This window comes from Amycolatopsis sp. cmx-8-4 (genome assembly GCF_046548675.1).
GTDB lineage: Bacteria > Actinomycetota > Actinomycetes > Mycobacteriales > Pseudonocardiaceae > Amycolatopsis.
This window is the reverse complement of sequence record NZ_JAEBDZ010000013.1, coordinates 75,463-94,224: the sequence shown is the minus strand read 5'-3', so window position 1 is coordinate 94,224 and position 18,762 is coordinate 75,463. Positions and strand designations below refer to the sequence as shown.

The 18,762-nt window shown below is 73.5% G+C and carries 24 protein-coding genes; 15 read left to right on the top strand and 9 right to left on the bottom strand.

Annotation, left to right across the window (positions count from 1 at the left end; genetic code table 11):
• Positions 1-729 carry an SDR family NAD(P)-dependent oxidoreductase gene (locus ACLJQZ_RS26895; RefSeq protein ID WP_410622642.1) on the bottom strand — a complete coding sequence of 243 codons (729 nt, stop codon included), beginning with the start codon at positions 727-729 and terminating at the stop codon, positions 1-3.
• 124 nt (positions 730-853) lie between these two features.
• Here ACLJQZ_RS26895 and ACLJQZ_RS26890 point away from each other — a divergent pair, with 124 nt between their 5' ends.
• Genes ACLJQZ_RS26890 through ACLJQZ_RS26880 form a run of 3 tightly spaced genes read left to right on the top strand, consistent with a single transcriptional unit; the run spans position 854 to position 3,158 of the window.
• Positions 854-1,435, top strand: coding sequence for a carboxymuconolactone decarboxylase family protein (locus ACLJQZ_RS26890; RefSeq protein WP_410622641.1), 582 nt, complete (start codon positions 854-856; stop codon positions 1,433-1,435).
• On the top strand, positions 1,432-2,304 hold the full coding sequence (locus ACLJQZ_RS26885) for a fumarylacetoacetate hydrolase family protein (protein ID WP_326950556.1): 873 nt from the start codon (positions 1,432-1,434) through the stop codon (positions 2,302-2,304). The genes ACLJQZ_RS26890 and ACLJQZ_RS26885 overlap by 4 nt, the downstream gene beginning before the upstream one ends.
• Positions 2,304-3,158 (top strand): fumarylacetoacetate hydrolase family protein, encoded by an 855-nt coding sequence (locus ACLJQZ_RS26880; RefSeq protein WP_410622769.1) that lies wholly within the window; start codon positions 2,304-2,306, stop codon positions 3,156-3,158. Before ACLJQZ_RS26885 ends, ACLJQZ_RS26880 begins: the two co-directional genes overlap by 1 nt.
• On the opposite strand, the gene ACLJQZ_RS26875 is transcribed toward ACLJQZ_RS26880, so the two are convergent.
• A complete protein-coding gene (locus ACLJQZ_RS26875) occupies positions 3,155-3,376 on the bottom strand; it encodes a hypothetical protein (RefSeq protein WP_410622640.1) in 222 nt (73 codons plus the stop codon). The genes ACLJQZ_RS26880 and ACLJQZ_RS26875 overlap by 4 nt on opposite strands.
• Positions 3,377-3,464: 88 nt before the next feature.
• Here ACLJQZ_RS26875 and ligD (ACLJQZ_RS26870) point away from each other — a divergent pair, with 88 nt between their 5' ends.
• From ligD (ACLJQZ_RS26870) to ACLJQZ_RS26845, 6 genes are all read left to right on the top strand, one after another.
• On the top strand, positions 3,465-4,385 hold the full coding sequence (ligD, locus tag ACLJQZ_RS26870) for a non-homologous end-joining DNA ligase (protein WP_410622768.1): 921 nt from the start codon (positions 3,465-3,467) through the stop codon (positions 4,383-4,385).
• Positions 4,386-4,630: 245 nt separating this feature from the next.
• Positions 4,631-5,035 carry an STAS domain-containing protein gene (locus ACLJQZ_RS26865; RefSeq protein ID WP_410622639.1) on the top strand — a complete coding sequence of 135 codons (405 nt, stop codon included), beginning with the start codon at positions 4,631-4,633 and terminating at the stop codon, positions 5,033-5,035.
• A gap of 60 nt (positions 5,036-5,095) precedes the next feature.
• A complete protein-coding gene (locus ACLJQZ_RS26860; RefSeq protein ID WP_410622638.1) occupies positions 5,096-5,515 on the top strand; it encodes a DUF6292 family protein in 420 nt (139 codons plus the stop codon).
• A 33-nt stretch (positions 5,516-5,548) separates the two neighbouring features.
• On the top strand, positions 5,549-6,538 hold the full coding sequence (ligD, locus tag ACLJQZ_RS26855) for a non-homologous end-joining DNA ligase (RefSeq protein WP_410622637.1): 990 nt from the start codon (positions 5,549-5,551) through the stop codon (positions 6,536-6,538).
• 40 nt (positions 6,539-6,578) lie between these two features.
• Positions 6,579-7,007, top strand: coding sequence for a GyrI-like domain-containing protein (locus ACLJQZ_RS26850; protein ID WP_410622636.1), 429 nt, complete (start codon positions 6,579-6,581; stop codon positions 7,005-7,007).
• Positions 7,004-7,468, top strand: a complete 465-nt coding sequence (locus ACLJQZ_RS26845) for a GNAT family N-acetyltransferase (RefSeq protein WP_410622635.1) — start codon at positions 7,004-7,006, stop codon at positions 7,466-7,468. Before ACLJQZ_RS26850 ends, ACLJQZ_RS26845 begins: the two co-directional genes overlap by 4 nt.
• A 1-nt stretch (position 7,469) precedes the next feature.
• Here ACLJQZ_RS26845 and ACLJQZ_RS26840 read toward each other — a convergent pair whose 3' ends face one another.
• Positions 7,470-7,979, bottom strand: coding sequence for a hypothetical protein (locus tag ACLJQZ_RS26840; RefSeq protein ID WP_410622634.1), 510 nt, complete (start codon positions 7,977-7,979; stop codon positions 7,470-7,472).
• A 157-nt stretch (positions 7,980-8,136) separates the two neighbouring features.
• Between ACLJQZ_RS26840 and ACLJQZ_RS26835 the strand changes: the two genes are divergently transcribed.
• The gene (locus ACLJQZ_RS26835) at positions 8,137-8,478 is read left to right on the top strand and encodes a DoxX family protein (protein ID WP_410622633.1); all 342 of its coding nucleotides are present in this window, start codon (positions 8,137-8,139) and stop codon (positions 8,476-8,478) included.
• Here the strand turns inward: ACLJQZ_RS26835 and ACLJQZ_RS26830 are convergent, their stop codons facing one another.
• Both ACLJQZ_RS26830 and ACLJQZ_RS26825 read right to left on the bottom strand, forming a co-directional pair.
• Positions 8,479-9,303 (bottom strand): alpha/beta fold hydrolase, encoded by an 825-nt coding sequence (locus ACLJQZ_RS26830; RefSeq protein WP_410622632.1) that lies wholly within the window; start codon positions 9,301-9,303, stop codon positions 8,479-8,481.
• Between the two features lie 88 nt (positions 9,304-9,391).
• Complete coding sequence (locus ACLJQZ_RS26825; RefSeq protein WP_410622631.1) at positions 9,392-10,414, bottom strand: alpha/beta hydrolase; 1,023 nt, start codon at positions 10,412-10,414, stop codon at positions 9,392-9,394.
• Positions 10,415-10,548: 134 nt separating this feature from the next.
• On the opposite strand from ACLJQZ_RS26825, the gene ACLJQZ_RS26820 reads away from it, so the two are divergent.
• Genes ACLJQZ_RS26820 through ACLJQZ_RS26810 form a run of 3 tightly spaced genes read left to right on the top strand, consistent with a single transcriptional unit; the run spans position 10,549 to position 12,198 of the window.
• A complete protein-coding gene (locus ACLJQZ_RS26820; RefSeq protein ID WP_410622630.1) occupies positions 10,549-11,220 on the top strand; it encodes a hypothetical protein in 672 nt (223 codons plus the stop codon).
• The gene (locus tag ACLJQZ_RS26815; RefSeq protein WP_410622629.1) at positions 11,220-11,771 is read left to right on the top strand and encodes a DUF6529 family protein; all 552 of its coding nucleotides are present in this window, start codon (positions 11,220-11,222) and stop codon (positions 11,769-11,771) included. The genes ACLJQZ_RS26820 and ACLJQZ_RS26815 overlap by 1 nt, the downstream gene beginning before the upstream one ends.
• Before the next feature lie 10 nt (positions 11,772-11,781).
• Positions 11,782-12,198 (top strand): Rieske (2Fe-2S) protein, encoded by a 417-nt coding sequence (locus ACLJQZ_RS26810; RefSeq protein WP_410622628.1) that lies wholly within the window; start codon positions 11,782-11,784, stop codon positions 12,196-12,198.
• On the opposite strand, the gene ACLJQZ_RS26805 is transcribed toward ACLJQZ_RS26810, so the two are convergent.
• Positions 12,195-13,874 carry a hypothetical protein gene (locus ACLJQZ_RS26805; protein WP_410622627.1) on the bottom strand — a complete coding sequence of 560 codons (1,680 nt, stop codon included), beginning with the start codon at positions 13,872-13,874 and terminating at the stop codon, positions 12,195-12,197. The two genes, ACLJQZ_RS26810 and ACLJQZ_RS26805, sit on opposite strands and share 4 nt — an antisense overlap.
• Positions 13,875-14,054: 180 nt before the next feature.
• Between ACLJQZ_RS26805 and ACLJQZ_RS26800 the strand changes: the two genes are divergently transcribed.
• On the top strand, positions 14,055-14,975 hold the full coding sequence (locus ACLJQZ_RS26800; RefSeq protein ID WP_410622626.1) for a DUF3800 domain-containing protein: 921 nt from the start codon (positions 14,055-14,057) through the stop codon (positions 14,973-14,975).
• On the opposite strand, the gene ACLJQZ_RS26795 is transcribed toward ACLJQZ_RS26800, so the two are convergent.
• Together ACLJQZ_RS26795 and ACLJQZ_RS26790 are read right to left on the bottom strand one after the other, a co-directional pair.
• Positions 14,965-16,377, bottom strand: a complete 1,413-nt coding sequence (locus tag ACLJQZ_RS26795) for a serine/threonine-protein kinase (RefSeq protein WP_410622625.1) — start codon at positions 16,375-16,377, stop codon at positions 14,965-14,967. The two genes, ACLJQZ_RS26800 and ACLJQZ_RS26795, sit on opposite strands and share 11 nt — an antisense overlap.
• A gap of 345 nt (positions 16,378-16,722) precedes the next feature.
• Entirely contained in the window at positions 16,723-17,064 is a 342-nt protein-coding gene (locus ACLJQZ_RS26790; protein WP_410622624.1) for a CAP domain-containing protein, read from the bottom strand.
• A 131-nt stretch (positions 17,065-17,195) separates the two neighbouring features.
• Here ACLJQZ_RS26790 and ACLJQZ_RS26785 point away from each other — a divergent pair, with 131 nt between their 5' ends.
• Positions 17,196-18,104 (top strand): NAD-dependent protein deacetylase, encoded by a 909-nt coding sequence (locus ACLJQZ_RS26785; RefSeq protein ID WP_410622623.1) that lies wholly within the window; start codon positions 17,196-17,198, stop codon positions 18,102-18,104.
• Here the strand turns inward: ACLJQZ_RS26785 and ACLJQZ_RS26780 are convergent.
• On the bottom strand, positions 18,076-18,657 hold the full coding sequence (locus ACLJQZ_RS26780) for a TIGR03086 family metal-binding protein (RefSeq protein WP_410622622.1): 582 nt from the start codon (positions 18,655-18,657) through the stop codon (positions 18,076-18,078). The genes ACLJQZ_RS26785 and ACLJQZ_RS26780 overlap by 29 nt on opposite strands.
• Positions 18,658-18,762 lie beyond the last annotated feature (105 nt).

Genomic DNA, 18,762 nt, shown 5'->3' with positions numbered 1-18,762 from the left:
TTAGACGAGGGTGCGGCCGCCGTCGGCGTACAGGATGTGTCCCGTGACGAACGCCGAGCGATCGGAACAGAGGAACAGGACGGGGCCGACGAGGTCGTCGACGGTGCCGAGACGCCCGGCCGGGACCAGCGACGTCAGGCCGTCGCGGACGCCGGGTTTCCCGAGGTGGTGGCGGGTCAGCCCGGTTTCGGTGTAACCGGGCGCGACGGCGTTCACCGTGACGCCGCTGGCCGCCCACTCCCGGGCCATCACCCGGGCGAGCTGGTTGACCCCGCCCTTCGTGGCGGCGTACGGCGCGTGGTGCGGGTGCGCGAGCAGCCCGGACACCGACGAGAGGTAGACGATCCGGCCGTGCCCGGCCGCCACCATCACCTCGCCCGCGGCCTTGCCGGTCCAGAACGCGCTGCCCAGGTTGAGCGTGACGATGTCGTCCCAGACCTCGTCCGGGGTCTCGAGCACCGGGCGCCGGTCGTTGACGCCGACGGCGTGCACGAAGACGTCGAGCCCGCCCAGCAGCTCGGTGGCGCGGGCGACGCAGTCGCGGCTGCCCTCGGCCGTGGTCAGGTCCGCCCGCAGCGTCTTGGTCCCGACGGCGGCCAGCCGCTCCTCGTCGACGTCGGCGACCACGACGTCGGCCCCCGCTTCGGCGAGCGCGGCGGCGACCCCGCCGCCGATCCCGCCGGCGCCGGCCACCAGGGCCTTCCGCCCGCCCAGCCCGAGCCAGTCCACCCGCACGCTCCTTCACCGTTCCTGGTCCGCCCGACGCTAGGTCCGGAGCCCGAGCTGGGGAACGGCCGTGCCATTGGTTGGCAGATCCGGGCGCGCCGGCCGGGGGCGCTGGTGGGATGGCGGCATGAGCAGGCTGCCGCACCTCACCCCCGACGACCTCGACCCCGAGCAGCGGGCGCTGTACGACGAGATCACGGGCGGCCCCCGCACGGCCGGCCCGCAGCGGTTCTCCCTGAAGGACGGCGAAGGACGGCTGGCCGGCCCGTTCAACGCGATGCTCGTCGCGCCCCCGGCCGGGCAGGCGCTGCAGGCGCTCGGCGCCGCGATCCGGTACGCGACGACGTTGAGCGACCGCGTCCGGGAGCTGGCGATCCTCGCCGTCGCGGCCCGCTGGGCCAGCGCGTTCGAGCAGCACGCCCACGAGCCGCACGCGCTCGCCGCCGGGCTCACCGGGGCGCAGGTCGAGGCCGTCCGCGCGGGTGCGATCCCGGACCTGGCCGACGAGACCGAGCGGGCGGCGCTGCGGTTCGTGTCCGCGCTGCTGCGCGAGGAGGACGTCGACGACGTGACCTACGCCGAGGTCGTGCCAATCATTGGCAACCGGATGGCCGTCGAGCTGACGACTCTGGTGGGCTACTACGCGACGCTGGCCCTCCAGCTGCGTGTGTTCCGCGTGGCCGACTCCGCAGGAAGTGGACCCCGATGAAGCTCGTCACCTTCAACGACAACCAGGTCGGGCGCATCGCCGATGACCAGGTGCTGGAACTCGACACCGCCTCGACGCGCGAGTTCTTCGAACGCGACCGGGACGTGCCCGAGACCGGGCGCCGCTACCCGCTGGCCGACGTGCGCCTGCGCGCGCCGATCGTGCCGAAGAAGTTCTTCCACACCGCCGGGAACTTCCGCGAGCACCACGAGGACCTCGTCCGGGTGAACTGGTCGCACCCGGTCAACAAGGGCATCGTCTTCTTCCAGAACGTCGACGCGATCATCGGCCCGGAGGAGCCGATCGTCTACCCGTCGCACCTGACGTCGGAGCTGGACTACGAGCTCGAACTGGCGATCGTGCTCGGCAAGCCGGGCAAGTTCTTCACCGCCGAGCAAGCGGCCGAGCACATCGGCGGCTACCTGGTGTTCAACGACATCACCGCGCGCGACATCCAGCGCCGCGAGATGGAGTCCGGCGTCTTCTCCTTCTCCAAGGCCATCGAGACGTTCTGCCCGATCGGCCCGTACATCGTGACCGCGGACGAGATCGAGGACCCGCACAACCTGGACATGGAGCTGCGCGTCAACGGCCAGGTCCGGCAGAAGTCCAACACCGGGCGGATGTCCGTGTCGATCCCGCAGCTGATCGCGTACCACTCGCCGCAGACCTACAGCGCGGGCGACCTCATCACGACCGGCACGGTCGCCGGCGTCGCCGCGAGCACCGAGGACCCGTTCGCGAACTACCTCAAGCCCGGCGACGTCGTCGAGGCCGAGATCGAGGGCATCGGGATACTGCGCAACCCGGTCGTGTCCTGGCAGGACGCCCACGGCACCCCGCCGCCGGCCGCGGACCAGTGGGTCTGATGCGCCTGTCCACAGTGGACGACCGCGCGGTCCTGGTGGCCGACGACGGCGTCATCGACGTCGCCGGCGCCAGCGACGGCCGGTTCGGTCCCGATCCGATGGCCGTCCTCGAGGAGTGGACGGCGTTCCGGGTGTGGGCGGCGAACACGTCGCTGCCCGCGGCGGAGCCCCTGGCCGGCCGGGTGCTCGACGCGCCCGTGCCGCGGCCGCGCCAGGTCTTCGCGATCGCCCTCAACTACCCGCCGCACGCCGCCGAAGCGGGCTACCAGCCGCCCGCGGATCCGCTGGTGTTCACCAAGTTCCCGAGCTGCATCACGGGCCCGGACACCACGGTGGAGCTGCCCGGCGACCGCGTCGACTGGGAGGTCGAGCTGGTCGCGGTGATCGGCGTCGGCGGTCACCGGATCCCCGCCGGGGACGCGTGGCACCACGTCGCCGGGCTGACCGTCGGGCAGGACCTGTCCGAGCGCGGCGTCCAGCTCCTCGGCACGCCGCCGCAGTTCTCGCTCGGCAAGTCGTTCCCGGGTTTCGGCCCGACCGGCCCGGCGCTGGTGACGCCGGACGAGTTCGCCGACCCCGGCGACCTCCGGCTGGTCACCGAGCTGAACGGCACGGTCGTCCAGAAGGCGCGGACCGGCGAGATGATCTTCGGCGTGCCGGAGCTGATCGCCCGGCTGTCGGCGATCTGCCCGCTGCTGCCCGGCGACCTCGTCTTCACCGGAACCCCGGCGGGCGTGGGCAACCGGATGAGCCCGCCGCGCTACCTCGGGCCGGACGACGTGCTCGTCAGCCGGATCGAGGGGATCGGGGAGCTGCGCACCCGCTTCACCCGCCGTGCCACCCGCGGCCGCTAGTCCCGGTCGCCGGCCGTCTTGGCGCGGTCGTGGGCCCAGCCCGCCACGACGACGCCGATCGCCGTCACGACGAGGTAGCAGACCAGCGTCCCCGTGAACCCCGCGTCGAGCCGGCCGAGCAGGCCGAGGTTCCCGTGGTCGATCAGCAGGCGAATCGCGCCCTGCGCGCCGGCCACCAGCAGCACCATCCCCAGCACCTGCAGCACGCCGAACTTCATGCTGCCCCCTCCCGTTGTTGATACAGTCGCATCATAACCAGGAGTGACCAGCGCGCTCAACCCCCGGCAGCGCGGTAGCGTGTCCGGCGTGGCGGGGAGCCGGATCACGGTGCGGGTGGGCGAGCGGCAGCTGACGCTCTCGAACCTCGAAAAGGTGCTCTACCCGAAGACCGGGTTCACCAAGGGCGAGGTGCTCGACTACTACACGCGGATCGCCCCCGTGCTGCTGCCGCACATCCACGACCGGGCGATGACCTTCGTGCGCTTCCCCGACGGCGTCACCGGCGGCTCGTTCTTCGAGAAGGACGTCTCCCGCCACGCCCCGGAGTGGGTCCGCACCGCGAGCCTCACCGTCGCCGGCCGCGGCAAGGAACCCGAGATCGTCAACTACCCGCTGATCAACGACCTGCCCGAGCTCGTGTGGGCGGCCAACCTCGCCGCGCTCGAACTGCACGTCCACCAGTGGACCGTCGTGGACGGCGACGAGCGGAGCCTGCCGGACCGGCTGGTGTTCGACCTCGACCCGGGCCCCGGCGCGACCGTCGTCGACTGCTGCCGGGTCGCCGAGCGGCTCTACGACGTGCTGACCGACGACGGCTTCACCCCGGTCGCGAAGACCAGTGGCTCCAAGGGCATGCAGCTCTACTCGGGCGTGGTGACCTCCGACGCCGGGGAGACGTCGCAGTACGCGAAGGCGCTGGCCGAGCGGCTGGCCGGCGAGACCCCGGACCTGGTCGTCGCGCGGATGACGAAGACCCTGCGCCCGGGCAAGATCTTCATCGACTGGAGCCAGAACAACCCGTTCAAGACCACGGTGGCGCCGTACTCGCTGCGCGGGCGCGATGAGCCGACGGTGTCCACTCCGGTCACCTGGGACGAGGTCCGCGCCTGCCGGCACGTCACGCACCTGCGGTTCACCGCGGACGAAGTCCTGGAGCGCGTCGACGAACTCGGCGACCTCTTCGCGGACGTCGAGCGGACGCGCGTCCCGATTCCGGCATTCGGCTGAATTTCGGAAAACGCAATTCCCCGCCGATTCGCCTCCGGTTCTCGCCGTGGCTGCCGGGTGCCACGAACAATGGGCGGACACGAGCCTGACCAGCGCGATTTGATCGTCCACAACGGACCCGTGCACGTGCAGACGGGCGTGTCGGTGCACGACCCATCGACCGGGCGGTTCCCGTTGTGCGCCAAGCTGGACGGACTCGGTACGGTCTACGCGTAAACCGTCAGCGTGAGCCGCCGGAGCCGGTCATGAGAATCCAGAAACCACCGCGGCTTTCGCGGGCATTCGGTCGCAGTTCGCCGAGTGCGTTGTGCGAGCCGTTCGTGGTCACCACGGTGTTCGAGGGGGCCCGGAGCACGGTCGTCACCGTGGCCGGTGACATTGATCTCGCCACCGTCGGAATTCTTGTCGAATGTGGGGAAACCGCGATTCGCGCGGGTGGCGTGCTCGTGCTCGACCTCGGCCAGGTGACGTTTTGCTCCGGGGTCGGCCTCCGCGCGCTGCACCGGCTGCAGGGTGCGGCCGAGGAAGCGGCCGTCCCGGTCGCCTGGGTGGTGCGGACCCCGCGGCTGTGGCGGTTGCTGCGAGGGGCCGGTGCCACCGGCTTCGCCTGCTACCGGGACCGCGCCGACGCGCTCGCCGCCGTCGGCTGATCCCGGCACGACCGGCCGGGCAGGGCGCCCGGCCGGCTTCGGAGGAGGGAAAGGAAACGGGTGTCCGGCCTGATCGACGCCGATCTCGAGTTCTGGTTCCAGCGCGGCTTGCGCGCCTACCTCGGCGAGGTGGCCCGGGCACTGGGCTTCGGCCTCGAGTCGTGCACCGTGGACGTCGACGTCCCGGTGTCGGCCTACCTCGCCGTCGACTGGCGGCTGCGGCGCTTCCCCGAGCGCGACGTCGCCCTGCTGTGGGACGAGGTGCACGGCTGGGCGGTCGCGGTCGAGGCGGCGTGCGGGGAGGAGATGATCGTGCTGGCCTACCTGGGCGGGGCCGACATCCTGCCGGACCCCCGGGTGATCGTGCGGTTCCTGGCCGCGCTGCGCGCCGGTGACCTGGCCCCGGACGGACCCGGCTCGCCGGTCCTGCGCCGCGCCGGGAGCCACCAGGACCTGCTGCCGCTGCTGCCGACGGGGTAGGCACGAGGGGCCCCATCCTCCACACTGGACGGCATGGTGGGGACGAGCACGGTGCCGGACGCGGTGGCGCCGATGCTGGCCGTCGACGGGCCGCTCCCGGACGACGACCAGCACGGCTACGAGTGGAAGTGGGACGGGTTCCGCGGGTGCGTGCGCGTCGCGGGCACCGGCGAAACCCGGATCACCAGCCGCAGCGGCAGCGACCACACGGCCCGGTACCCGGAGCTGGGCGACGTCTTCGGACCCGCGCTCGGCGGCCGGGCCGCCGTGCTGGACGGCGAGGTCGTCGCGCTGAACCCGGCCGGGCGGCCGGAGTTCGAGCTGATGCAGCGGCGCGCCATGTACGAGCCGACGGCGAGGCTGCGCGCGGAGGTCCCGGTCGTCTACTTCGCCTTCGACCTGCTGTGGCTCGACGGCGAGCCGGTGCTGAACCTGCCGTACGCGCAGCGGCGCGAGCTGCTGGCCGGACTGCTTCAGCCGGCGGACGGCCGGATCGTCGTGCCGCCCTGGTACACCCGCGCCGACATCGCGCCGGCGCAGCTGCTGGCGACCGCGGCCGAGCACGGCATCGAGGGCGTCGTCGCGAAGCGCCTGGACGCGCCGTACCTGCCCGGCGCGCGGTCGCCGGTGTGGACCAAGCGCGCGCTGACCCACACGGCCGAGGTGGTCGTCGGCGGCTGGCGTCCCGGCGCCGGCCGCCGCGCGGGCACCCTGGGCGCGCTCCTGCTGGGCGCCTACGACGACGAAGGCGCGCTGGTCTACCTCGGCGACGTCGGCACCGGCTTCTCCGACGACGCGCTCGACCACCTCAGCGGCGTGCTCGCGCCGTTGGCCCGCCCGGCGAGCCCGTTCGACACGGAGGTCCCGCGAGACCGCGCCCGCGGCGCCCGGTGGGTCGAGCCGTCGCTGGTCGGCGAGGTCGTCTACCGGCGGTTCACCCCGGACCGGCGGCTGCGGCACACGTCGTGGCGCGGCCTGCGCCCGGACCGGACGCCGGCCGAGATCGGGCTGCCCCCGTTGTGAGGGCCGGAAACCGTCGGTGCCGCGTGGTTGCATGGACACCATGACGAGCTCGGTCCTGCACGCCCCACCCACGCGCATCCACCGCCCGGACGTCCCGGTCATGGAGCAGACCACCGCCGACGAACTGCCGAGCATCCAGGAACTCTGGCCGGCGTTCGAGCGGCTCGTCGGGCTGCGCGGCCGCAAGATGTACGGGCGGGCCGACGTCAAAGCGGGCACCTACACCGCTTGCACGCCGATCAAGGAGGAAGACCGGCCGGCGGAACTCGGGCTGGCGACCGGGATCCTGCCCGGGGGCTGGTACCTGCGCGGGAATCTGACCGGTGAGCCGCCGGGCATCTTCGAGAAGATCGGCGCCGGGATGGCGGAGCTCGAGGGCGCCGGGCCGATCGACGACAGCCGCCCGCTGGTCGAGTTCTACCGCCGGTACGACGCCATCGAGCTGTGGGTCCCGGTGTTCCCGGCATGAGCTCGCCGGTGCGGCTGGTCGAGATCACCGACGTCAACCGGGATGCCGTGTGCGCGCTGCACGTGCACCCCGGTCAGCAGCGGTTCGTCGCGTCGGTGGCGCGGTCCCTGGAGGACGCGGCGACGACACCGGAGGGCGAGCCCTGGTACCGGGCCGTCTACGCGGGCGCCGAGCCGGTCGGGTTCGTCATGCTCAGCTGGGACGTGCCGCCCGGGCGCCCGGGTGTCCTCGGGCCGTACTTCCTCTGGCGGCTGCTGATCGACGCGCGGTACCAGGGGCACGGGTACGGCCGGGCGGTGCTCACACTCGTCGCCGGTCTCGTGCGCGCGGACGGCGGCACCGAGCTGCTCACCAGTCACCAGCCGGACGAGGACGGGCCCGGGCCGTTCTACCGGAAGTTCGGGTTCCGGCCGACCGGCGAGATCGACGACGGGGAGGTGGTCCTGCGGCTCACACTGTGAATCACATCAGCAGGAAGGCCACGTACACCCCGCCGCCGGCGGCGGCCAGGCCGATGAGGAGACCCACCCACCGCGGGATGTCGTAGTCCTCCAGCAGGAATTCGCGCACGAGCGCGACGAGGAGGCCGAGCGAGGCGAACACGATGATGCCGACGTCGTTGCCGACGGTGTTGCGCAGGTCCACGACCGTGCCGTTCTTGCGCACGGACACGATGTCGTCCGTCGTCCGCGACACCTGCACCACGACCAGCGTGCCCGGTTCGGTGTCGAGGGCCTGCTGTTCGTCGCCGAACTCGAAGTCCCCGGTCGCGCTGCGGACGGTGATGTAGTAGGTCGTGTACCCGGTCGAGTCCTGGGACGACTCGTAGTACACCTGCCGGTGCCCGACGACCGAGCCCTCGATGCTGTAGGTCGGCGCGTCGCGCACGTCGAGGTCGTGAACGGCGTAGGTGAGGAAGCCGGCCGGGACGCCGAACCAGAACAGGGTGCCGAGCAGCCGCAGCACGAACATCGCTCAAGCGTGCTCGCGCACAGCGCCCGGCGGGAGGGGACAACGGCCCTCAAGGGGTGATTACGGTCACGTCGATCGCTGTCACACGAACGCGGCGGCGGGGGTCGAGCAGGTGACGGACCCGAACCGCGGGGCCGGAAACCCTTGAGGAGCCCCGATGTCCACCGCTCACCTGATCGTCAGCATCGTCGGTGCCGCCATGGCCGGGTTCTCGGCCTTCTCGGTCTTCACCCACGCGAAGTGGGTCGTGGAGCCGCTCGCCGGGTACGGCGTGCCCCGCTCGTGGTGGCCGTGGCTCGGCACGGCCAAGGCCGCCGGCGCGGCCGGGCTGATCGCGGGCCTGGTCGTCCCGGCGATCGGCGTCGCCGCCGGGATCGGCCTGGTGCTCTACTTCACCGGCGCCCTCATCACGGTCGCGCGGGCGAAGTCGTACGCACACCTGGCTTTCCCGCTGATGTACGTGGCGCCCGTCGTCGCTTCGCTGGCGCTGGCGTCCTGATCAGCGGCGCGCGAGCCACGCGAGGGCGTCGGCGGCGTGGTCGAGCACCGAGAGGTGCCCGTCGGCCGGGTGCGGCCGGAACTGCGCGGTAGGGCAGTGCGCGGCGAGCCACGCGCCGTGCGACGCGGGGATCATCCGGTCGCGGTCGCCGTGCACCAGCAGCAGGGGAGCGGTGATCAGCGCCGGGTCGCAGCCCCACGGGGTGACGTACGCGAGATCGTCGTCGATCAGGGCGCCCGGCCCGGCCGCCAGCGCCGGTCCGACGACGTCGTTCAGCCACGACTGCGAACCGTTGAGCGCGGCCATGTCCGCGTCGGTGAAGACGCCGGGATCGAACTCGGCGGCGGCCTCGTACTTCTCCTTGGCCACACGACCTTCGGCCGCGGCGCGAAGAGAAGCTTCGCTCGCCGGGGCCATGCCGCCGAACCAGTCGAGCCCCGCGGCGTCGAAGGGCGCCATCGCGGAGATGCTCACGACGGCGAGGACCCGCGCCGGCAGCAGCGCCCCGCAGGCGAGGGCGTGCGCGCCGCCACCGGAGTGCCCCACGACGGCGAATTCGTCGATACCGAGCGCGTCGACGACGGCGGCGGTGCACGCGGCGGCGTTCGCGACGTCCCGCCCGGGAAGGGGCGTGGAGCCACCGTAGCCGGGCCGGTCGTACGACACCCACCGGACGTCGTGGCGCGCCCGGACCAGCGGCGCGGGCGGCGTACCGACGTTGGGCGTCCCGTGGTGCCAGACGACGGTGAGCCGCGCGGGCGCCCCCGTGTCGTAGACGTGCAGGGTCCGCCCATCGAGCAGCACGAGGTCGGTCTCGGTCACCATCACCGGAGCCTAGCGGCGGCCGTCTCGGTGGGGGTCGTGAGTGTTTAGGAGGGTTAGAACCCTCCTGAACACTCACGAGGACGCCGGGTCAGCGGGCCAGCCGTTCCGCCAGCCAGGCCAGCGAAAGCGGGTAGCGGTAGTCGATCGCGGCGTGGCCGGCGTCGAACAGCTCGAAGTGCACCCGCTCGTCCGGGACGCCCGCCTTCGCGAGCTGGTCCCGGAACGCCTGGGCGCCGACGTCGAGGTAGTACTCGTCGCGGGTGCCCGCGTCGATCCAGACCGCGCGCAGGGACCGGAGCGCTTCGGCGTGGCCGGGCGCCATCCGGACCGGGTCCCAGTCCAGCCAGCGCTGCCACGTCTCCGGGCGCAGCACGCCTGTCGCGGGGTCGAACGGCAGCTCCGGGCGGCCGTCGTCGCCCGGTGAGAAGCAGGCGGAGACGCCGATCAGCTGCAGCAGGTTCGCGTCCTCCGGCTTGGTGAACGCCGGACGGGCGCGGAAGTCCGCCCACCACCGCTGGATGTCCTGGTCGTAGCCGCGCAGGGCGCGGACGGCGTCGCCGAAGTCGGGGACGTAGCAGAGTTCGTACAGCGTGTCGCCCGCGTGGGTGGCCAGCGCGCCGAACAGGTCGGGGCGCAGCATCGGCGTGATCATCGCGCCGAAGCCGCCCGACGACTTGCCCGTGATCGCGCGGGACTCGAGGTCCGGGATGGTGCGGTAGTGCTCGTCGACCCACGGCACGATCTCGTCGCACAGGTACGAGTGGTACCGCCCGGTGCCGGGCGAGTCGACGAACTGCGAGCCCCCGTAAGCGGTCCACGCGTCGACGTACACCACGACGCAGCCCGGCGCCCCGCCGGCGAAGACCGCGTCGGCCGTCTCGGGGAACGGCTGCCGGAACGCCGTGCGGTTGGCCCACATCGCGAGGTGCCCGGTGTAGCCCTGGATGACGTACACCGCCGGGTAGCGTTCGGCGGAGTCGTCGTAGCCCGGTGGGACGTACACCCACAGCGGCCGCTCGTGCGGGTCGCCGAGCGGATTGCCGCGCAGCAGCGCGGAGTTCACGGTGTGCCGGTCGAGCCGGCCGGCGAGGTCGCCGTCCCAGGGCAGCATGGCGCCAGTCAACCACGCGCGCCGACCACTTGCAGAGGCTAAGCGATAGCTCTTTTCCTCGCGTAGCGTTGAGCCGCTCCGCTCCGACGTCCGTGTCAAGGGCACGGTGGTGGAGAGGGAATGCGGGGACGATCATGAAACATCCGGGACCGTTGTTCACCCTGCTCGCGGGCGTCGCGCTCGCCGGTGGGATCGGGATGGCCAACTTGGCGACGGGGACCGGCGCGCCGCCGGTGGCCGGCGCCGCGAACGCCGCGGGCGCACCGTCCACGACGCAACAGACACAGTCACCAACGACCCAGCCGGCCAAGACGGTCGACGCGCCCGCGCGGGCCGACTACGCCGGGCACGTCGACGGCGGCGGCGCGTCGGTCGCGGTGTCGGTCCGCGACGGCCACGCGATCGCCTACGTCTGCGACGGCAAGAAGGTCGAAGCCTGGCTGCAGGGCGTGACCGTCGGCGGGAAGCTGGACCTCAAGGGCACCAAGGGCGCGAACCTCGCCGGCAGCTACGACGCCACGGCGGTGACCGGCTCGGTCACGGCGGGCGGCAAGACGTGGCAGTTCACCGCGGGCCCGGCCAAGAATCCCGCCGGGCTCTACCGCGCGGCGCCGAAGGTGAAGGGCAAGGGCGCGAACGTCGGCTGGATCGTCCAGGCCGACGGCAGCCAGGTCGGCATCCTCACCACGGACGACGACCAGCAGTCGATCGCCGCACCGGCCCTCGACCCGGCGGCCGGGACCGCGACGGTCGACGGCGCCCCGGTGACCGCCGAAGCGATCAGCGGGATCGCGGGTGGGTTCTGATGACCGCGCCCGCGAGGAACAACCGCGCCGGGGCCGCGCTCCTCGTGCCGCTGGCGGCCGGCGCCGTCGTCGCGGTGGCGCTCGGCGTCTACGGCAACCTGCACACACCCACCGGCGTGGCGATCAACGTCGCGGGCTTCTCGAGCCCGCAGGCGGTGAAGGCGTGGCTCGCCACGGTCGTCGTCGTGCTGGCCGTCGTGCAGCTGGTCACGGCGCTGGTGCTGTACGGCAAGCTCGGGAGCACCGCGCCCGCGTGGGTCGGGCCGGTGCACCGCTGGTCGGGGCGCCTGGCGTTCCTCGTGTCGATCCCGGTGGCGCTGCACTGCCTGTACGCGCTCGGGTTCCAGTCGTTCGACACCCGCGTGCTGCTGCACTCCCTGCTGGGCTGCTTCTTCTACGGCATCTTCGTCGTGAAGATGTTGCTGCTGCGCAAGGACGGCGCGCCCGGCTGGTCGCTGCCGCTCGTCGGCGGACTGGTCTTCACCGCGCTGGTCGGGCTCTGGCTGAGCGCGTCGCTGTGGTTCTTCACCCAATCCGGCTTGACCTTCTAGGGGGACGATCGTGCGCGAAGAGGAAACGCTGGCCCGCCGGACGGCGCTCGCGGTGCTGGGCGCCGGCCTGGTGGCCGGCTGCAGCACCTACGGCGGCGGCACGACCGGGACGTCCGCACCGCCACCCGCCGCGGGCAGCGGCACCGAGCTGGGCGCTGCGGGCGACGTCCCGGTCGGCGGCGGCAAGGTGTTCGCCGACAAGCAGGTGGTGGTGACGCAGCCCGCGGCGGGGACGTTCGCCGCGTTCTCGGCGATCTGCACCCACCAGGGCTGCGCGGTCGACGCCGTCGCGGACGGCACCATCAACTGCCCCTGCCACGGCAGCAAGTTCAAGATCGCCGACGGCTCGGTGGCGGCGGGCCCGGCGAACCAGCCCTTGGAGAAGAAGACGGTGACGGTCACCGGCGGCAAGATCACGCTGGCTTAGGCGTACGCCTTCGCGATCGTCATCGGGCGCAGCGGTGGGGCCTGGTCCGCGGCCTGGACCGTCCACAAGGGATTCACCGGGTCCGGGTCGCCGTAGAGGAACGTCTTGGCACTGCAGGCGAACCGGGCGTTCAGGCCGGCCACCGGGGGCGCGCCGCCGGTGACGCCGAGGCACTGCAGGCCGCCGTCCAGGGCGAGGAGGAACGGGTTAGCCGTGCCGTCACTCTGGGGCGGGGCCGGCAGGGCCCCGGTGTAGCTCAGCAGTACGGCCTTCGTCGCCGTGGCGGGGCAGACGACCTGGTGCCGCGCGCTCGGCGCGGTGGCGGCGAAACACGGGTCGTACACCTTGTCCTTGACCGCGCAGCGGTAGGCGTCGTGCCGGCCGGACACCGTGGACGCCGCCGAGCAGGTGCCGGTCGCGGCCGTCGTGCGGATGCCCGCGGTGACACGGGTGCCGGTCCACGGCCGGTACGCGACGGTCTGGGTGAACCGCTCGGTGCCGCTGCCCACGGTCAGCGGCACCTCGAAGGCGGGGCCCTTCGCCGCGTCGGCGAGCCAGCCGGTCACCGGGCCGATCCCGGCGGCCAGGAAGCTGTGCAACGCGCCCGCGTCCGCCGTGCCGCACGGCGTCAACGCGGCCCAGACCTCCGCCGCGACCTGGGCGAACGGCCGGTCGGCGGCGTAGTGCGCGGCGCCGGCGTCCGCCGCGCAGGCCAGCACGCCGGGGTCCTGCTCGAGCTCGCCGGGCCGGGCGAGCGCCATGCCGAACAGCGCCGCCGCGCGGTGGGCCGTCCACGCCAGGGCCAGCCCGAGGTACGGGCCGGGGTCGGCCTGGCCGCGGATGCTCGCGGGCAGCCGCTCGACCGGGACGTCGTAGGTGACGCCGGCGCCGGGCCAGAGCAGGTCGCGCAGCCGGGGCTGCGGGAACAGCTGGACGGTCGCGGTGCTCGGCGCGGCGGTGCGGGAGCTCGGCGCCGGCCAGCCCGGCGGCAGGACGATCCGGTACGGCACCCGCGCGTTCGACGTCAGGGTGACGCTCGCGCCGCTGCCGTCCTCGGTCACGCACGCCCCGACCGGCGACCGCGCGTCGGCCGGCCCGCCGAGTTCCACCGTGACGCCGGCCGTGCTCGCCGCGCGCCCGAGGCACGTCGGTGGCGGATCGGCCGCCGCCTGAGCGACGTCGCGGCCCAGTGCGGCGAAGTCGAGCAGGCCACCCCAGAACGCGCCCTCGGGGGCCAGGTCGGCGACGATCCGGCGGGTCGTGGCGTCGTAGGAGGCGAGCGCGAGGCGCGTCCCGTTCGCGGTGACGACGACCGGTGCGAACCCGGGCGGCGGCGCGGCGGGCACCGCGATCCGCACCCGGACCGGGAGCCGTGGCGGCGCGCCGGCGTCGAAGGTCAGTTCGGCGCCGCCGCCGGTCCGGCGGACCACCGGCGTCAGGGCGCCCGGCTCCGGCGCGGCTTGCGCGGCCAGCCGGGTGCCGGCCAGGACGGCGTCCGGGGGCACGACGACCTCGACGTCGCCGACGGTCAGCGTCGCGCCGGCCGCCCCGGACACCGCGGCCGCGTCCCCGGCGCCGGTCAGCCGTTGCTGCACCAGCACCCCGGCGGCCCCCAGCAGCAGCGCGACCACGGCCGCCGCCAGTGCGAGCCGGGCCGGCCCGTGGTCCGTCGCCATCCGCACCTCCCAGCACCTGCTCGTCGAGTCTCCGGACGGCGCGCGGTCGTTAGCCGTCGTCGCCCAACCGTGACCGGGTCGCATTATGGGCCCCCGGGTGGCGCGCACGCGAGGCTTCGGCCGGGATCACCGCAGGCAATGAACTCGCCGCCGCCCGGTTCGTCTGGCACCATCGGGCGGGTGAACCCGGTCGAGATCGCCTGCGACGAGTCGGGTTCGGAGGGGGAGAACCTCGTCGGCGGCGAGACGGACGTCTTCGTCCACGCCGGGATCCGGATGTCCCCGGCGGCGGCCGAGGCCTGCGTGCGGGAGATCCGCCGCCGCATCGGGTCGCCCGCCGAGGAGTACAAGGCGAACCACCTGCTGCGCGCCAAGCACCGGCCGGTGCTCGAATGGCTGCTCCACCCGGCGGGCCCGCTGGCCGGCCGCGGGCACGTGCACCTGACCGACAAGACCTTCTTCGCCGTGCGGGCCGCGGTCACGCTGCTGGCCGAGCACGGCACCGCCGCCATGGCGCGCACGCTCCACCGCGAGGGCCCGGCCGCCTTCGGCGCCGACTGGGACTTCTTCCTCGCGGCCTTCACCAGCGTGCTGCGCCTCCGGCCACGCCGGGGCGTGCCGACGTCGCCCGCCGAGTTCTTCGCACTGGTCGCGAAGCTCGCCGAGACGCCGGGCGACGCCGGCGAGATCATGGGCCGCTTTCGCGACGGCGGCGGCCGCGTGGCCGCCTACCGAGCCCGGCTGGCCACCGACGCGAGCGTCGTGCCGGTGCTGGATCCGCTGGTGCCCGCGGTGCTGCACACCATCCGGCACTGGAGCGCCGACGGCACCCCGGTCGCCCTGGTCCACGACGAGCAGCTCGCGCTGACCGCCGAGCGCGTGCTGCAGCTCAAGGCCACGCTCGGGTCCCGGCTGGCCGGCGTGCGGTTCGTCGACTCGCGGTCCGACGCGCGCGTCCAGATCGCCGACTTCCTCGCCGGCGTCGCCCGGCGGATCGCCTCCGAAGAGCTGAACGCCCGCGGTGACGCCACCCTCACCGCGCTCCTTCAGTCCTTTGTGGACGCGGACTCGGTCTGGGCCGGCCCGTTCGTCAGCAGGTGACCACCGCGACCGGCGACGACGTGGTGTCGAGCCGCTTGACGTAGGCGGCCCCGGTACGCCGCGCGCACGCGCTTTCCTTCCCGGTGAACGGCCCGTCGAAGACGGCGTACACGTCGGCGCCGTCCACCTGCTGCCGCAGCGAACCGCAGCCGGTGCTCGGCGTGTGCAGGTAGCGCGCGCCGGGGTGGGCGTCCAGCAGCTGCTGGACGTCGGCGCGGTAGCGGGCGGGGGTGACGGCGGAGCCGAGCACGACGACGTACGAGCCGTCGCACGCGGGCGTGCTCAGCGGCGTGGTCAGCCCGAGGTCGGCGGCGGGGACGACCGACGTCCGCACGGTCACCTGGGTGGTCGTCACCAGTGGCACGCTCGCCGGCGAGGACGTCGTCGGCGGCGGCGGTGCCGAGGAGGTGGGTGCCGCCCCGGCCCGCGACGACGCCCGGTCGACCAGGAACCACGCGGCGACGGCCACCAGGGCCACCAACGCCACCCCGGCGACCAGCCACGGCGCTTTCGAACTCCGCGGGACAGCGGGCGCTGCCGTCCGGGTCGCCTGCCGGGTCGGGGGCGCGGCGGCGGGGACCGGGCTCGGGCCGCCGAGCGCGGCCCGCGCGGCGCCGGCCAGCTCCGTGACGCTCGCGAAGCGCACGGCCGGGTCCTTCGCCATGCCCCGCGCGACGACGTCGTCGAACGCCGCGGGCAGGCCGGGCCGCAGTGAGCTGGGCCGGGGTGGCGGCTGGTGCAGGTGGGCTCCGATCAGCGCCGCGGCCGTGGTCGCCGCGAACGGCTTGCTGCCGGTCAGGCACTGGTGCAGCACGCAGGCCAGGGCGTAGACGTCGACGCGGTGATCGGCGGGCGCGTCGGTGAACCGCTCCGGCGCCATGTAGTCGAGCGTGCCGACCGCGCCGCCGGTCGCGGTGAGCCCGGTGGCGGGCCCGGCCGCGCGGGCGATGCCGAAGTCCACGAGGTAGGCGAAGCCGGTCGGGCCGACGAGCACGTTCGACGGCTTGACGTCCCGGTGCACCAGGCCTTCGGCGTGCGCGGCGGCCAGTGCCTGCGCGACCTGGCCGACGACGTCGACGGCGTCGGCGGGGGCGAGCGGCCCGCCGGCGGTGAGCCGGGTGCCGAGGTCGTCGCCCTCGACCAGGCGCATGTCGAGGTAGAGGCGCCCGTCGATCTCGCCGTAGGCGTGGATCGGGATGACGTGCGGCTCCCGCAGCCGCGCGACGGCGTGCGCCTCGCGCCGGAACCGCTCCTGGAAGTCGTGGTCGGCGGCGAACTCCGGGGCGAGCAGCTTCAGCGCCACGACGCGGTCATGGCGCGTGTCGTAGGCGCGCAGCACCTCGCCCATCCCGCCGCGGGCGATCAGCGACTCCACCCGGTACGGCCCGAACTGCCAGCTCACGCGTCTTCCTCCACTCGGTCACCAGGCGTGAGGAGACTACGCGATCCGGCAGGCGGTGGAGCGGGACCGGGCGCCGGAGTCCACTGTGGATCATGACGCCCGGTCCGGCCGCCTAGTGTCGTGTGTCTGAGGTTCGTTGACGGGGCCGGGTAATGCGCCCCAATGTGGCGTTGGGTGCGTTGGACGCACCGAACGCCACGTTGGGTGCGTTGGACGCACCCAACGCCACATTGGGGCGTTTGGGGCCGGGGCGCTCCCGGAGGTCGCGGCCCGGCTGGGGAGGTGAGCTTCAGGGGCGACCCTGGTCTGGCCTCCTGGCTGTCAGGGGACTTGCGACGCGCGACACTAGGTCCAGGGCGTCCCGAAGTCCTGCGTCCAGTACGCCTTCTTCGCCGAGTCGACGCTGTAGCCGATGCCGATCTCGCGCAGCGAGCAGTCGAGGATGTCGGCCCGGTGCACCGGGCTGTGCATAGCGTCGACGACCGCAGTGGGGGTGCGCTGCCCGGCCGCGATGTTCTCGGCCCACCGCGCCCAGCGGTACCCGGCGTCGGTAATCCGCACCGCGGGTCCCTCGCCCTTGCGGCCGGTGTGGCTGATGTTCACCGGAACCGGAGAACGGGGCGGCACCGGGTGGGTGGATCTTCGGGAGGTCTCGCCGACGAACAGTCGCGGCACGTGCAGGCTCACGTGCGGCGCAATCCCCGGCCACGGCCGGCGAAGGAAGCGGGATCCGGTCGACGGCATCCGGTGGCGAACCGCGCCCGAATCCGGCGTCCGACGGCGAGCGCCGGTCCGGGAAGTCCACGTAGGCTGGTCCGGTGCGGACACGGCCCACCCTGACCTGGACCTCGGCGGACGCGCCGCTGCCGCGGACGGCCAGCCTCGACGAGCTGACCGCCGTCGTCGCGCGGCGGCGGGTCGCGGTGCTGAGCGGCGCCGGCCTGTCGACGGAGTCCGGGATCCCCGACTACCGCGGCGAAAGCGGCAGCCTGCGCCGGCACACGCCGATGACCTACGACGAGTTCGTCTCCAGCGACGCCGGCCGGCAGCGGTACTGGGCGCGCAGCCACCTCGGCTGGCGCACGATCGCCCGCGCCGACCCGAACGACGGCCACCGCGCGGTGACCGCCCTGCGCGACGGCGGGTACGTCGCCGGCGTGATCACCCAGAACGTCGACGGCCTGCACCAGGCGGCGGGCACCGCGGACGCGGTCGAGCTGCACGGCAGCCTCGACCGCGTGATCTGCCTGGACTGCCGGCGCACCAGCCCGCGCGCCGAGCTGGACCGGCGGCTGCGCGCGGCCAACCCGGACTTCGAGGGCACGGCGACCCGGATCAACCCGGACGGCGACGTCGAGCTGCCCGAGGACGTCGTGCGCCGGTTCGGCCTGGTACCGTGCGCGGACTGCGCGTCCGGCGTGCTCAAGCCCGACGTGGTGTTCTTCGGCGAGAACGTGCCGCGCCCGCGCGTCGAGCGGTGCTTCCGGCTGGTCGACGAGGCCGACGCGCTAGTGGTCCTCGGCTCGTCCCTGACGGTGATGTCCGGCCTGCGGTTCGTCCGGCACGCGGCGAACGCGGGCAAGCCGGTGGTGATCGTCAACCACGGCGAGACCCGCGGCGACCGCTACGCGACGGTCCGGGTGGACCGGCCGCTGGGCCAGGCCCTGACCGAGCTGGCCGACCGGCTGGGCTGCCCGGTCAGCGGGGGTCGCGGCCGAACCGCGTGAGCAGCCGGTCCTGGCGCGACGCCGGGGGCGCGCCGGCCGGCGGGTCCGCGAAGAACCGGTCGACCGCGAGCCCGGCGAAGATGTCGTCGTAACCGTCGTCGACCCAGGCGACGAGGTCCGCGTCGAGCGTGTCGCCGGCGCCGAGCGCGCGCGCCAGGTCCCAGGTGTGCACGACGCTGTCGGCGGTCCGCACGGCCAGGGCCCGCCGCCCGGTCAGTGCGCCCATCGGGTAGTCGACGACGCGGTCGAGCGCGCCGCTCCCGGCGAAGGCGGCCGCGCAGGCGGCGGCCGACGCGGTGAACGCCGCGACCGGGTCGTCGCCGAGCGCGTCGGCGTCGCGCTGCGCCAGGAACTCCTCGCGGGTGGCGCCGCGGACGAGGCCGGCGTAGTTCAGGTTGCCGCGCGTCATGTGGTTGGCCAGCTGCCGGACGTCCCACTCGGTGCACGGCGTCGGCGCGCCCCAGCCGTCGGGCGGCACCGCGCGGAGGTGGTGTTCGAAACCCTTGGCCGCGCGGCGGAACCGGTCGGGAACGTCGTCGAAGGTGTCGGCCATGCCGCCGAGTCTGCCCGCTGCGCGAAGTCCGGGCTCGCGGAAATCGGTCACGGCGTCCGGTGGACGAACCGGCCCGGGCGGGTTGGGGGGAAACGCGCCCGGGAC